Here is a 14,824-nt window from a genome sequence, read left to right as displayed (position 1 = left end):
ATTTTAGTGACCATTAAGATTGACTTGTATGTTTAATCCCTATTAGGAGCGAATTTAAAAAATGACCTGAATTTTCTGTCTAATTAATAAAAAAAGCTCATCGCTACTGACCCTCTAGGTTCCCTAGACGTTACGCCTATAGCGTGAGCTTCCATTATTGTATTGGCCTTTCTGATTTTGCTTTGCATTAATATGATCTATTACACCTCTTGCTCAGCCTCTAGCTTAGAGCGTAATGCTTCAAAATCATAGATAGTATCATGGGGACGATAGGCTGACTCTGTCTCACGTCGACGATGGTTATACCAAATGCTTGTCCAGCCAGCTTTTAATGCAGGCTCTACGTCGTTAGCCCAAGTGTCGCCGACGTAGACGCAACGATCAGCTGATAATCTTAGTGCATCCTGTACATATTCAAATATACGAGGGTCGGGCTTGGCTATGCCAATAGCATCCGAAATAAAGATCTGGCTTGGGGGTATGATGGTATCTAATTTTAACGTACGAATCTTTCTCATTTGATGTGCAACAGGACCATTGGTGATTAGCCCTACACATTGATGCCGTTTGACTAACACCTGTAGACAAGTCATAGCCCCTTCAAACAAGGAGATGAGGCCCTGTTGCTCCTCGTATCGATCTTGTATGTCCTGAGCCTGTTTGACTGAGAGTTCGTATCCGTGCTTGTGAAAAGCATGGATCAATCTTTGCACCCTTAGTTCTTCGAGACTCATCTTTTTATTCTCATACGCTTCCCATAACCGATCACTCGCCCTTCTGACGTCATGGAACAATTGACTATATGGAGTGTCAATATTTATATTTGTTTTTTCAATCGCTACAACAAAGGGTCTTAACTGATCATAGAGCGTATCGTCTAAATCAAAGAAATAAGCTTGATCGTACGACATCCTGATATAGATTCCTCCGTTCATGTAGAGCGTTAGTGGGCCGTGCTCACTTGATTGACATACTCGTTTAGAAAATGTAGGAAAGTGAAACGCTCTCTGATGGTATGTGCTTCTTTGAGGCTGTGTTGTACGAGATTTTGACCAATTCCTAAGTCATCTGGTGATATGTCGGCACGTACTTGCACGAGCATTTCCTCTAATTGCGAGGCTGTAGGAATGGTATCAAAGAGTTCATTAATCTCCTTTAGATTGTCTTTTATATTTTTCTTAATCGCTGGCTCTTCCTTACATAAGTGTTCTAAGGCTGTACGGTCTGAGAAAATGGCCGCACTTTCAGTTTTATATAAATGGGTAACCAAGAGACTTGAGACGGCTACTTTTGCTCCGTGTAGCACAGGACGCTTGCCATCCTTTAAAAAAGCCATTTCCCAATAGTGTGATAGGTGATGCTCTGCGCCAGAGGCAGGGTGAGAACGGCCGAATATTGACATGGCAAACCCCGACATCATAAGAGCCGACGTCAAGATTTCGATGCCCTCTTCATCACGCTCGGCAATACGACCGACGTTTTTCACACATGACGCTAAAGCTTTTTTTGTGATATCAGCCACAACTGGGCAATAAGGTTCGCCTGCAACGAGATGCCCAAAACGCCAGTCCACGAGTGACGTATACTTACCAAGCATGTCACCGAATCCGGACGCTACCATATTCTGAGGGGCTTCCTTCAATACGTTCACATCGGCAAAAACGGCGATGGGTGCTTGTGTCTGATACGTTATCTTTTGATTTTTGATGATCAGAGGTGCGCCCATAGAATTAAATCCGTCAACTGAAGGTGCCGTAGGAACGGCGATGAACGGCTTATTCATCTTGTAACTGACGACACGCACGATATCATGTATGGTACCAGCCCCTATGGCTACTACAGCAGATGCATTAGCTGGGACGTCCATTAACACATGTACAATGGCCGCTTCATCTGCCACAACATCACCATTCTGATCCCCAGGCAACATACACGTTTGAGATATGATCCCTTCCGAATCGAGCGCATCTTTTACCAACTGTCCAGCGGCGGCATAAGTTCGTTCATCGGCAACTAATACCACCTGTCCCATGCCTTTCCCCTTACAAAACTCGGCCATGTGTTTAATGGCATGTGGTTCGATGACCACCTTTTCGACAGTCAGCTTATGATGATCGTAACCACAATGACAACTCTCCGCCAATGAAGATAAATGATTGATGATACTATTCATTGCTTTGCTTCTCTCCCTTTTTTGATTTTTTATTTTATATTTCACTCCTATCTATCCCTATTCTTATATAATTTCTGAATTTTTTGCAAGAAAATTTTCCAAAAGTATTTACAATGAATGGCGTAAAAAGTTATAAAAAAGCAACACAGCGGTCTTTTGCTGTGCTGCCTTTAGTTAATGAGAAGATACTTATCCGTACCTATTGTACGTGCAAGTCTTGTATTTAAATATTTTACTTTGTTTTAACCATGACTGATGTTTAGGTCAATTGTACCGTCTGCTTAGTCATATCATTCTCTTGAGGCTCGATCGGTTTAATCTGCTGTCTATTCGCTAAAAATTCAGGTCTCGGCTTTCCACCTGAGAATGGTTGGGTCAGTTTATTTTCAATACTGTTATAAACGAAAAATACGTTACTACGAGGGAATGGGGACATGTTTCCACTTGAACCGTGCATCGTATTACATTCAAAAAATAAAACAGAACCTGCTGGCCCGGTTGCGCGATCAATTTGGCCTCCTGCTTGGTCTACGAGCCATTTGAGACTGTCATGGTCTGGTACCCCAAGCTCTTGTTTTTTCAAAGACTGTTTGAAGTTATCTTTTGGTGTTTGACCAGCACATGATACGAACCATTTATGTGATCCAGGAATTAACATGAGCGGACCGTTATGCTCATAATTATCCGTTAAAATGATGGAGCAACTCACAGCTCTCATACGTGGCATCCCGTCTTCTACATGCCAAGTTTCGAAATCTGAATGCCAGTAGAATTCTTTCCCTTTAAATCCGGGCTTAAAATTAATACGAGATTGCGTCATGTATACTTGACTACCCAAAAGTTGTTGGGCAATAGAAACAAGACGACGATCCTGTGAAAGCCGCTTCATAAAATCATTTCTCTTGTGTACTTCAAAGACAGAGCGTATCTCATCACTTTCCGGCTCACGAATGACATCATCTTGATGGTTATATTTGTTGTTCTCCATCTCTTGTTGTAGTTCTTCTTTCATCATTATGACATCGTCACTAGAGAAAAACGTTTCAAATAGGATATAGCCTTTCTCCTCGTAACTTAAAAGGTCAGCCTTGCTTAAGGGACCATCCTGTTCGGAGCTTCCATGGATGATTGGATCTTTTCTCTCCATCAATTGTACTTCAGTGCTGTTTCTTGAGGGATATAAATCTACTACCATACCAATTCACTCCTTTAGAAAATATTTTATTGTCAAGCTGGCTTGAATTTAAGCCTCACCCTCCATTCTATTGATATAGCGCTAAAAAACAACGACCGTATAAAGGCGTATGTCATCACATAAATTTTTGTTGGGCGTTCAAGGTGACATTATACGTTTCTTGCCTATTTTTGCACGTTGTATCAACTATTATTTTTTTCTTGCGTCGTTAAGCCTATTAAGTCCCACCATAAACAAGGCGTTTGATTGGGTCAGCACGCTTACAAAATGAATAAGAAGAGATAAGGTAAAGTTGAAGGAAATTAAGACGAAGATAGAAACAAAAAAAAGACCTTCTATATTCAGAAAGTCTCCATAATTGAAAAGAAGTGATCCTACATCAAACATCCATCAAGCTCACAGTGGGCTCAAGAACAGTCAAGCGATTATTAACTGTATCCAAGTTGACCGTCGCTCCTATAGGGATAGCGGCTTTATATGTACCATGTGCTGTCGCCAGGTTTGTCATCAGTGGCTTTCCTAAAGGCACTATAAAATCGTTAATGAGGTCTTCATATGTTGTGCCGTAAGAAACGAGACAATTAGTACACTCTCCCATAATAATCCCTAAACAATCGTCGAGTTTACCTGACATCGCTAACTGTGTAAAATATCTCAATAGCGTGTTTGTTGGGGCATTGATATCCTCTAAGAAAAGGATTTTACCCAATGTGTCAATCTCGAACGGTGTTCCAATCGTATTGACGACAGATGTGATATTTCCACCCACTATGGGGCCCGTCACATTTCCTGGTATCAGACTGTTTAAACGCATATCTGGTGGATTTTCTATCACTCTTGGTGCTGTTAGTGTAGAAGTGGCTTCAAAAAACTGATTAAAGTTGTATGGCGGAGTTTGAGGCGCAAAGTCTCTGAGCATCAAGCTATGGAAAGTGATGAGATCACTAAACTGATATATAGCATTTATCAAAACAGTGATATCGCTATAACCTGTTATAATTTTTGGATTTGACGATATGACTTGATAATTCAAAAAGGGAAGTATCGTTTGTACTCCCGTCCCTCCGCGAGTGGGTAATATCATTTTCACTGTGGGTTCTAGAAACATGTTCATGAGATCTTCAGCTCTTCGTTGCGCTGAAGTTGCAACGATGCCTTCGAATGCATAGACATAACGACCAAGCAGAACGTTGAAACCCATATCGGTTAAGGTTTGGGCTCTTTCATTAATAATATTCGCTTCAAGGGGACTCCCAGGCGTGACTAACCCGATCGTGTCTCCCCTTTGCAAAATTGGTGGTCTTATCGGCATGTTTCTCCCTCCATGTTGTCACTTTATGCGCCTGATGGCATACATATGACTTCTTAACTATTTAAATTAAGCAAGCCAAATTTACACCATATTTAACTCAAAATGACCTTGGATAAAGGACACACGCTTGGTTACATTATGTACAAGGGAGGTGTAGGGATGTCACGCAATAATAAAAAACGCGAGCGTCAAGAGGATAATCCACGTGTCGAGCTAGGTGGGATGGGCCTCTATGGAACAACCACCAATGAAGAGTTGGATGGTTATCAAGCGTCTGGTGATATAGAAAACGCTGGACAACTTGAGCATTTTAAAAAGGAAGATGGAACAAGCGGATCAACCGCGTCAGTAGACGAAAAAGTACAAAGGGATTAGCAACCAAAGCTCTTCATTACGAGGGGCTTTTTTTAGCTAATCCCTTTGCCTTCATTTATTTTGTGATAAACATTTGTGTCCAATAATGGCCATTCTCGTTGTAGCCTACGCCGATATGTGTGAAACTGCCATTCATGATGTTCTGTCTATGACCTTCACTGTTCATCCAGGCATCGACGACAGCTTCAGCAGTCGGTTGCCCTTGCGCAATATTTTCTGCTGCCGCTTGGTAGGACACTCCCATATCCCTCATCATGTCAAAAGGTGAACCGTAAGTTGGGCTAGAATGAGAGAAGTAGTTGTTGGCCTGCATATCATCCGATTTCTCTTGTGCCACATTTGTAAGTTCATTGTCTATTTCCAATGCTGATAAACCACTGCGTTCTCTCTCAGCATTGGTTAATTCTACGACTTGTGCTACAATCTCGTCTGCCTGCTGCGCTTGTTCTTGTTCAGGTTGTTGCTGTTGTTCACCTGGTTGCCCATGTTGACCTGGTGTTCCCATATTCGGTTGCTCAGCACCGGGCTGTTGTGAATCGGGCTGTCCATAGTTTGGTTGTTGTTGATGATCTTGTTCTGGACGATGTGGTTGTCCCCCACCTGGTTGTTGTTCGGCTTGCCCCGGTTGCTGACTTTGCTGTTGGTCCCCATGTTGCTGTGAAGGGTCGACTTCGACATAAATATACTTTGACGGTTGGACTAATATCGCTCTGGTATGTGGAAATTGTTCACTGGCAATACTGGTGTGATCGCTGGAGATGTTTTGATTTGCAAAAGATTGATTCTGTTGTTGCAGATTCTGTTGCTGAAGATTCCGTCTGACCACGTAACCATTTTGTCTTAGTTGTCTATCTAGTGGTTCTACATCGCTCGATTGTCTATTATTTTGTGCCATGTTATCTGCATTACAGCCTACAAGGGCTAGGCATGCAATCAAACAGCACATCAACGTGCCTAGTTTTTTCATTTTCTGTTATGACCTCCTTATACTGTGATACATGTTTATTTTTACACTTATCACAAGGAGTATTGATGGGAATAAATGAGAATAAAGTCATGCAGATGAGTTGAACCCCACCTTTAAATGAATTAGTATTAATAGTGAACCTCGAATACAAGATCATAAGTCGTGGTATAGTATAATTACTTACATTGTTTAGGAGGAGAAAAAATATGCTACCAGAATTACGTGAGCAAGATTATGAGGAAAAAGTACAGAACGCTGATTTACCCGTTGTACTTAAATTTACAGCAGACTGGTGACCAGGATGTAAACAACTGGATCCAGTTGTAAGTAGCGTTGCAGAGGATTTATCGAACCAAACTAAGTTCTTCAGTGTCGATGTTGACCATGCGCCAGAAATTGCTCAGCGCTTTGGCATCATGAGTATCCCAACCATGGTCCTACTAAAAAATGGTGAAGAGCAAAACCGCTTAACGGGTGCTGTACCTGAAGAAGCCGTGAAAGATTTCGTTTCCGGTTCATAACTGGTGGTTCATCAAGTAAAAAGCAAAACTAAAAGGAAGAAAATAATGAGGGTGTTTTCACCCCTTTGTTTTCTTCCTTTGTTTTTTCCTTATTTGCATTACTTTTTTATAAAAAATAAAAGTCATATCGCAAAACAATTGTGGTATGACGACTCATCGTCATATCAGGCTACATTGAGAAAGGCCATGATTTTCTCGCGTAATTTCACAAGACTTGCGCTATTTCTATTTCTTGGACGTGGCTCGTCGATGGTTAACTCTTGGACAATTTGGCCTGGTCTTGCACTCATCACAATGACACGATCCGCTAAATAAAGGGCTTCATCAATATCATGTGTGATCAGAAGCATCGTTTTATTGGACCCTTCCCATAGTTTGAGCAGCTCTTCCTGCATTTTGACCCGTGTTAAAGCATCCAGCGCCCCGTATGGTTCGTCTAATAATAATGTGTCGGGGTCCATCACAAGTGCTCTCGCAATAGAAGCGCGTTGTTTCATTCCCCCTGACAGCTGGTGCGGATAGTACGTTTCAAAGCCGGCTAAACCTACCTTAGCCATCATCGCCTTAGCCCTTTCACGACGTTCTTCTTTAGGCACACCGGCTAACTCTAAGCCAAAGCCCACATTCGATTCAATTGTCAGCCATGGATATAAGGCACTGTCTTGAAAGATCATCATGCGTTTAGCGTCTGGCCCTTTAATCGGACTATGGTTTGCTAACACTGAGCCTGACGTTGGTGATTCTATCCCAGCACACATCCGTAACAGAGTACTTTTTCCACATCCTGAGGGGCCAACAATCGCACACAATTCACCTTGATGGACTGTAAAATTAATGCCTTCTAGCACAGTTAGATTACCAAATGTTTTACTCACATCTTTAAAAGTTAATTCTTGCACGGTTATTTCTGCCCCCCTTCACCAACATAACGCCATCGTAACAATCTGCGCTTTAAGGATTCTAGTATGACTAAATCGAGTATAATGGCTATTGACCCTATTGTCACAATGCCGGCAAGCACACCGGTCATGTCTCCAATTTCAGATGCGTAGCTAGTCGACCAACCCAGCCCCACCGATGCACCTCCAACCATTTCGGCCGCAATAAGGGAACGCCAAGCGTTACCGAAAGCCACTTGCGCCCCCGTCACAAAAGCGGGTAGTGTCTCCATCGCATACACTTTGGATAACAGCTGTCTCTTGTTTGCGCCCATGACGCGAGCAAGGTCAAGGTGCGTCCGATTAACCCCCTCCGTCGCATTGAGAACGGATAAGGCCATTGGGAAGAAACTAGCAATCGTAATCACGATGATGATAGGCAAGTTCCCAAAACTAAATAATAGGACCAAAAAGGGTACCCATGTAATAGGTGGAATGGCTTGTAAAATTGAGATAACAGCGCGAAGATAAACAGCAAAAAGTCTTGAAACCCCACCAATTAAACCTAATGTGGCACCTAAAACACAAGCAAGAGGGTAGCCCCACCCTAATCGGGAGAGACTCGCTTGCACCGTCTCGATAAAGACGGGATCGGAAAAATTGCCAAAGAAGCGGCTTAAGCCTTCAAATACACTGGGCATCAAATAACCGGGTAAAATCCAATGCACCACTTGCCATATGAACAACAAACTCCCAACAGCGGCAACGAAGGGGAGCATCTTCCTTAATATCACATAAGGGGCTAGTCTAGCCCCTTTTTTTAGTATTGTTTTTGCTCTCTTGATGCGGCTGATTCGAATGGTTTGTTTCTGGTTTCATATTAATCCCTCACGTCATTCTTGACTTTCTTGCCAGTTAAGGTCAATGATACTTTCTACGTCAAACGGTTCGTCAATAACCCCTTGGTCGACCATGATATCCGCTAAGTCTTGCATCTGTTGTACATTCTCTGGCGTGATTTGCCACGTAAACGTTTGAGCTTCGATCGCTTCTTGTATCACATCAACAGCAGATACTTCGCCGTCTGGTGTGTCAAACGTATCGCCCTCGACAAAGCGATGATAGATATACTCTGCAGCTTCACGCGGTTCGTTCTCTAACATCTCGATGGCATCTTTCTGTGCATCCAAAATTTTATTGATCTTTTCTCGGTCTTCATCTAACTTATCGCCTGATGTGATAACCACCATACAAGGAAACGGCCATACCTTGCCGATCTCATAGATTTCGTCAACGTTACCCTGGAGGCGCGCAATACGGTCATAAGGTTCAAATAGGAATGCGGCATCAGCTTTACCAGCCTGTAGTGACTGAACAGCTACCGATGGCGAAACATAGTTCATATTCACGTCTTGTCTTTTTAGACCTGCTTCCTCGAACGTCACACCATTGAGTACGACGTCAGCCGTGCTTCCTTGTTTTTGTGTCGCTAAATCTTTGCCTTTCAAATCCTCTACAGTTTCTATTCCACTATCTTCATGTGCAAGTATGCTATGATACCCCATTTGAGCGCCACCGACCACTTTCAGGTCAGCCCCTCTGGAGGACCAGGATACACCGTTGGTAAACCCTAAAACGCCAGCGTCTAATTCTCCATTTACAATGCCCTTAATCAGATCTGTCCCACTAGCAAAAAGTTGTAGCTCAACATCTAAACCGTGTGCTTCATATAAGCCTGCATCCTTCGCTAACATCGCTTGTGCATCATCCATGACATTAACATAGCCTACCTTTACAGGCTCTAAATCTTGTCCTTGGTCTTGACCCTGCTCCGCCTGTCCGGTCGTTTCCGTACCACCTTGGGCACCACAGGCACCAAGCGCTAAGCTTAAAAAAAGTATGAATGCTGTTCTAAGTATACGTTTCTCTCTCACAATGACTCCCCCACTTCTAGTTATGATGTGTTAATTTCCTAGTTTACCGATAGGATTATTATATGTTCGTTTGTCTATTCCGTCAACGTTAAACACTAAAAGTCATAAGTTTTACTTTTTCTCATAAAAAGAACAGGATAGACGTTCAATCCGTCCATCCTGTTCCTATGTCTTATATGCTTTTCTCTTCATCTATACGTAGGGCAATCTTTCCAAACTGTTCAGCCTCTTCTAATCTCTTAAAGGCCTGCTCCGCGTCACTTAAAGGATACACCCGGTCTACGAGAGGTTTAATGTTGTATCGCCGTATAAAGTGTAGCATTTCTCTATACTCATCTCGACTCCCCATCGTCGTGCCTAGTAAACGATATTGGCCATAGAAAAATTGTCGGATATTAAGGGAAACTTCATCACCCGCTGAAGCACCGAAGGTCACCAACGTCCCGCCTTGGCGGAGTTGCCCTAGCGTTTTACTAAACGTGGCCGCTCCGACTGTTTCAACGGCAACATCTACTTTTTCACCTCGGAGGGCCTCACTCCAATCCTCCTGAGCACTGTCTATCGCTACGTCAGCCCCTAACGCTAACGCTTTTTGTCTTTTCGTTTCTGAACGTGATGTGACAATCACGCGGGCGCCAATCGCCTTTGCATACATTAATAAAAACGTCACAGCTCCACTCCCAACGCCGGGTAGTAAGATCGTTTGAGAGGGTTTGACACTCGCTTGTGTAAACAACGCTCGATAAGCTGTTAAAGCAGCCAAGGACAGTACACCAGCCTCTTCCCATGATAGGTGCTGGGGTTTAGGCTCAACTTGCTCCTGAGACACAATCACTTTTTCGGCGAACGTTCCGTTGTCCGGGAACCCTAATATTTGAAATCCTTCTGGTGGTGCATCGCTTTTCTCATACCAACCTAAGCTAGGATTAATGAGCACTTCGTCTCCAGGGGAGAAATCTGTCACCCCTTCACCTACCGTTTCAACGATACCAGCTCCGTCTGAACCTAGTACCAAAGGGGGATCATGCTCAGGGTGTTTGTCAAGGACGAACAAATCCCGATGATTTAAACCCGCAACCTTAACATGAATCTTGACTTCCCCCACACGAGGTGATGGTTCATCGACATCCGTCAATTTTGCACCGACTATCCCTTTTTCTCCCTCATGCACATAAGCTTTCATGCAGGCCCTCCATTCTCGTCATCTGTGAATACTACTCATATTTCTAGTCCATTCAATCGGCTATTATGACAACCTTAATGCTTTTGATACATTAGTCATAAACACGTCATCGTTTAACAGCCCATTTTTTTATTATTAAGACAAATTGTACATTCACCAGATTATCCCTGCAACGATTTTGTTTTGAAAGCTTTAGGTTCTAGGCGCGTCATCCATTTTGTTTTTCCAAAGCTAAAAATAAACAGAGCTGTCCATATTAAGATAAATGAGACGAGGTGGACTTGAGTGAAGGGCTCATGGTACATAAAGACACCGATCGTCAAATGAAGCGTAGGGGCGATGTACTGTAAGAATCCTAATAGTGATAAGGGCACTCTTCTCGCGCCGCTAGCAAAGCACAAGAGTGGAATGGCTGTAGCGGCTCCCCCTGCGGCTAATAGCCATACCGTTTGTGTATCTGATAAAACGAAATGTTGTGTCTCCCCACCCGCTAGAAAAACAATATAGCCTAATGCGACAGGCGTAACCATAAACGTTTCAATTGTTAAGCCCGTCATAGCTCCTAAGTTGACCATTTTTTTCACTAATCCATAAAGACCAAAGCTTATGGCTAAACAAAAAGCCATCCATGGAAAGGACCCAAACTGAATTGTTAAATATAATACGCCGATGAGGGCCAGGATGCAGGATATCATTTGCCAAAAAGAAAGCTTTTCTTTTAATACTAGAACACCGAGGAGCACGCTAATTAAAGGGTTAATGTAATACCCTAAACTGGTTTCGATAATGCGATCTGTATTCACAGCGTAGATATATGTAAACCAGTTAATGCTGATCAAAATTGAGGCCAGCAAAGTACCCAGGACTAGCTTTTTCTGTTTAAAAATCTCCTTAAGATCTTTTACAAACGTGCCCCACTTTTTCATTAGGATAAGAACGACAATCATGAAGACTAGTGACCATACGATACGATGGGATAACACTTCACCTGCGGGCACGTGTTCGAGTAGTTTCCAATAAATCGGGAGGATGCCCCAAAGTATATAAGCCAAGATACCGTACCAAGTCCCGATCAGTAAAGCTTTAGGATCATGATTCATTTACAAAACCTCTATTCTATTATGTCTTTGAAGCTACTATAGTCATTATAGCTCCTAACGTTTTAGTGGTAAAATAGAGATTTATGATTGAATCAATCGTTTTTTATGAACAATGATCTCCTGATAAAAGAAGGGCCTCGCTCAACCTATTGAGGTCTAAATGTTTGTAACGCCTCGTTTAGATCCTTTGTTTGGGTATAAATGTCTTGATAAATTTTAAACAACGTTTTATACTTGGCCACATTCTCAGGGATTGGCTCATATACTTGCGCTTCCGTTGTGAAAACATCAGCACACTGCTGTAAGCTATCAAACCATCCGCAGCCATAGGCGGCAAGCATGCCTGCTCCAACAGCAGGGCCTTGTTCGTTAGCCAGTTTGACGATCGTAGCGTCAAAGACATCCGCTTGGATTTGTAACCAAGTCTCGTTCTTGGCTCCGCCACCGATAGAGACGATTCTGTCTATCTTCTTACCGTTTGCCCTGAATATGGCGATAGATTCATTGAGTGAAAAAGTGATGCCTTCAATAATGGCCCGCGTAAAGTCTTTTCGTTTATGTGACGCCTCAACGCCAATAAAACTTGAGCGAATGGTTGCGTCTGCATGTGGCGTTCGTTCACCGACCAGATAAGGTGTAAATAACAGGCCGTTTGCCCCAATGGGCACCTCTTCTAGCCCTGCGAGTAAACGCTCATAATCCTCATCTGCTGCAAAGATGTCTTTGAACCAGCTTAAGCTGTACCCTGCGGCGAGGGTCACCCCCATCGTATAAAAGGCTTGCGCTTCACCATGGTTGAAGTAATGCACTTTTCCCTCAAAGTCCAGGTCATTCCTCTCTTCATAAGAGAGGACAACACCTGATGTGCCAATGCTACATAACGTTTTCCCTTGTGAAAGGATCCCTGAACCTATGGCCCCACAGGCATTATCCGCTCCACCAGCAAACACCTTCGTCGTTGAGGACAAACCTGTGGCTTGGGCAAACGCTTTAGTGATGGTTCCTACGCTATCATGAGAAGCCACTAAAGGAGGACACAGGTGAGGCTCTACCCCCACGAGGTCACAGATCTCTTTGCTCCAGCGCTTCTCAGCAACGTCTAACAAGAGTGTGCCCGCTGCATCGGAGTATTCACTATGTAATTGCCCCGTCATGACAAAGCGTAAGTAATCCTTCGGTAACAAGAACACAGCTGCTTGGCTGTAAATGTCCGGCTCGTGTTGCTTCACCCAGAGAAGTTTTGGTAACGTAAAGCCTTCCAGAGCCGGGTTTTTCGTTATTTGAAGGAGTTTATCCGGACCAACGAGATCATAGATTTGCTGACACTGCTCCGTCGTTCTAGTGTCATTCCATAGTATGGCCTCTCGAAGCACGTGATGATCTTCATTAAGTAAAACCAAACCATGCATCTGTCCTGAAAAGCTAATGCCTTCTATTTGATCGACATGTCCTTCCATCTGATTGACTAATGTTTTAATCGCTTCCGTTGTCTTGTCAACCCATTCTTGGGGGGCCTGCTCACTATACCCGGATTTTTTCTGGATGAGTGGATAGGATTTGGACACCGTATCACAAACAAGCCCTTCTTCGTTCATTAACATCACTTTAACGGCACTTGTGCCAAGATCAACACCTATAACGTACCTCATGAAGCATAAACCCCTGTGTACGCCTCGAGTAAGTATTGATTGATTATGCCTTTTAGTTTCTCTTGACGGCCGGACTTGTTTCCAACCTCACCGAGCTCAAGGGCATACTGCTCGAGTTGATGAAAATCTGTTTGTCCTTCCACAATCTCTAGCCCAATCCCTTTGGTATAACTGCTATAGCGGTCCTCTACCACACTGTCTAAAACGCCGTCTTCGATGAGACGCTGGGCTACCTTTGCTCCAATGGCAAAAGCATCCATACCAGCAATATGTGCGTGGAATAAATCTTCCTGATCAAAGGAGCCTCTCTTCACTTTGGCATCAAAGTTAAGACCACCTGTACCTAGCCCGCCATTTTTCAATATCTCGTACATCGCTAATGTTGTGGCATATAGATCCGTTGGAAACTCGTCCGTATCCCATCCCAGTAACGTGTCGCCTTGGTTGGCATCAACAGACCCTAACATGCCATTAATGCGCGCCACACGTAATTCATGCTCAAACGTATGCCCCGCAAGCGTGGCGTGGTTCGCCTCAACATTAAACTTAAACGTATCAGTTAAGTCATACTTTTGTAGGAAGGCTAATCCAGTGGCCACGTCGAAATCGTATTGGTGCTTCGTTGGTTCTTTCGGTTTCGGTTCAATCAAGAATTGAGCGTCAAAGCCAATCTCTTTGGCGTAATCCTTGGCCATATGGAAGAATCGTGCTAAGTTATCTAACTCCTGCTTCATATCCGTATTCAATAGTGTTTCATAACCTTCACGTCCACCCCAGAACACGTAGTTTTCTGCGCCTAGTTCTTTCCCTATTTCTAGTCCTTTTTTCACTTTCGCGGCGGCATAAGCATACACATCCGCGTTTGGTGACGTTGCCGCACCATGTAACCAGCGTGGATGCGTGAACATATTGGCCGTATTCCACAAGAGCTTTGTCTTACTTGTCTTCATGTAGTCTTTAATCATGGCTACAATGTCATCTAAGTTGGCGTATGTTTCTCTCAGATTCTGCCCTTCAGGCGCGATATCGACATCATGAAAACAGAAAAAAGGAACATCTAATTTCTCAAATAATTCAAAAGCCGCTTCAACTCTCGCTTTGGCTAGATCCATACCCGTATACTGATCCCATTCACGGATCATGGTCCCAGCACCAAAAGGATCGCTACCGTCTCCAACAAAAGTGTGCCAATAAGCCACTGAAAAACGTAGAAGCTCCTCCATCGTTTTTCCGTTAATCGTTTCCTCCGGGTTATAGTATTTGAAAGCAAACGGGTTAGACGACTTTGGCCCTTCAAATGTGACCTTGTTCATGTTTTTAAAATAAGACATACCAACGACCTCCTGTTTTTCTTATCATTCTAATTTTCTGAACATTTTACTTTCAATTTTAGACAACTTAGTGTGTGTAGCTCTATCATAGATGTACTGACAAACATATTGTAACAGTTAAAAGTTAGTTTGTCTATCGAATGAACAAAGTGCTAACTTAACAAGTAGGGGGGGAATATTTTACTTCGTCCCTCACAAAAAAACTG

Annotated in this window: 13 protein-coding genes and 2 pseudogenes; 3 read left to right on the top strand and 12 right to left on the bottom strand. The window is 43.2% G+C overall.

Going from position 1 to position 14,824, the window contains the following annotated elements:
• Positions 1–200: 200 nt before the first annotated feature.
• From JKM87_RS02885 to JKM87_RS02870, 4 genes are all read right to left on the bottom strand, one after another.
• Entirely contained in the window at positions 201–911 is a 711-nt protein-coding gene (locus JKM87_RS02885) for an HAD family hydrolase (protein ID WP_202077678.1), read from the bottom strand.
• A 32-nt stretch (positions 912–943) separates the two neighbouring features.
• Complete coding sequence (locus JKM87_RS02880) at positions 944–2,173, bottom strand: sn-glycerol-1-phosphate dehydrogenase (RefSeq protein WP_202077676.1); 1,230 nt, start codon at positions 2,171–2,173, stop codon at positions 944–946.
• Positions 2,174–2,432: 259 nt separating this feature from the next.
• Positions 2,433–3,368 (bottom strand): ectoine hydroxylase, encoded by a 936-nt coding sequence (gene thpD, locus JKM87_RS02875; protein ID WP_202077675.1) that lies wholly within the window; start codon positions 3,366–3,368, stop codon positions 2,433–2,435.
• A gap of 379 nt (positions 3,369–3,747) precedes the next feature.
• Positions 3,748–4,680 carry a S66 peptidase family protein gene (locus JKM87_RS02870; RefSeq protein ID WP_202077672.1) on the bottom strand — a complete coding sequence of 311 codons (933 nt, stop codon included), beginning with the start codon at positions 4,678–4,680 and terminating at the stop codon, positions 3,748–3,750.
• Positions 4,681–4,839: 159 nt separating this feature from the next.
• Here JKM87_RS02870 and JKM87_RS02865 point away from each other — a divergent pair, with 159 nt between their 5' ends.
• Positions 4,840–5,055 (top strand): hypothetical protein, encoded by a 216-nt coding sequence (locus JKM87_RS02865; protein WP_202077670.1) that lies wholly within the window; start codon positions 4,840–4,842, stop codon positions 5,053–5,055.
• Between the two features lie 55 nt (positions 5,056–5,110).
• Here JKM87_RS02865 and JKM87_RS18235 read toward each other — a convergent pair.
• Positions 5,111–5,473: pseudogene (locus JKM87_RS18235) on the bottom strand (CAP domain-containing protein); the annotation flags it as partial.
• A 755-nt stretch (positions 5,474–6,228) separates the two neighbouring features.
• On the opposite strand from JKM87_RS18235, the gene JKM87_RS17790 reads away from it, so the two are divergent.
• On the top strand, positions 6,229–6,318 hold the full coding sequence (locus JKM87_RS17790; RefSeq protein WP_236838511.1) for a thioredoxin: 90 nt from the start codon (positions 6,229–6,231) through the stop codon (positions 6,316–6,318).
• Between the two features lie 12 nt (positions 6,319–6,330).
• Positions 6,331–6,543 (top strand): annotated as a pseudogene (locus tag JKM87_RS02855) (thioredoxin family protein); the annotation flags it as partial.
• Positions 6,544–6,707: 164 nt separating this feature from the next.
• Here the strand turns inward: JKM87_RS02855 and JKM87_RS02850 are convergent.
• From JKM87_RS02850 to xylA, 7 genes are all read right to left on the bottom strand, one after another.
• On the bottom strand, positions 6,708–7,442 hold the full coding sequence (locus JKM87_RS02850; RefSeq protein WP_202077666.1) for an ATP-binding cassette domain-containing protein: 735 nt from the start codon (positions 7,440–7,442) through the stop codon (positions 6,708–6,710).
• A gap of 2 nt (positions 7,443–7,444) precedes the next feature.
• Positions 7,445–8,215, bottom strand: a complete 771-nt coding sequence (locus tag JKM87_RS02845; RefSeq protein ID WP_336885116.1) for an ABC transporter permease — start codon at positions 8,213–8,215, stop codon at positions 7,445–7,447.
• 99 nt (positions 8,216–8,314) lie between these two features.
• Positions 8,315–9,355 (bottom strand): ABC transporter substrate-binding protein, encoded by a 1,041-nt coding sequence (locus tag JKM87_RS02840; protein WP_336885115.1) that lies wholly within the window; start codon positions 9,353–9,355, stop codon positions 8,315–8,317.
• 172 nt (positions 9,356–9,527) lie between these two features.
• Positions 9,528–10,538, bottom strand: coding sequence for a zinc-binding dehydrogenase (locus JKM87_RS02835; protein WP_202077664.1), 1,011 nt, complete (start codon positions 10,536–10,538; stop codon positions 9,528–9,530).
• Positions 10,539–10,699: 161 nt separating this feature from the next.
• Positions 10,700–11,638, bottom strand: a complete 939-nt coding sequence (rarD, locus tag JKM87_RS02830) for an EamA family transporter RarD (RefSeq protein WP_202077662.1) — start codon at positions 11,636–11,638, stop codon at positions 10,700–10,702.
• Between the two features lie 146 nt (positions 11,639–11,784).
• Complete coding sequence (gene xylB, locus JKM87_RS02825; protein WP_202077660.1) at positions 11,785–13,287, bottom strand: xylulokinase; 1,503 nt, start codon at positions 13,285–13,287, stop codon at positions 11,785–11,787.
• A complete protein-coding gene (gene xylA / locus JKM87_RS02820) occupies positions 13,284–14,618 on the bottom strand; it encodes a xylose isomerase (RefSeq protein ID WP_202077658.1) in 1,335 nt (444 codons plus the stop codon). The genes xylB and xylA overlap by 4 nt, the downstream gene beginning before the upstream one ends.
• Positions 14,619–14,824: the final 206 nt, after the last annotated feature.

The organism is Caldalkalibacillus salinus (genome assembly GCF_016745835.1).
Lineage (GTDB): Bacteria > Bacillota > Bacilli > Caldalkalibacillales > JCM-10596 > Caldalkalibacillus_A > Caldalkalibacillus_A salinus.
The sequence above is the reverse complement of the archived record's forward strand: the minus strand, read 5'-3'. Positions and strand labels throughout refer to the sequence as shown.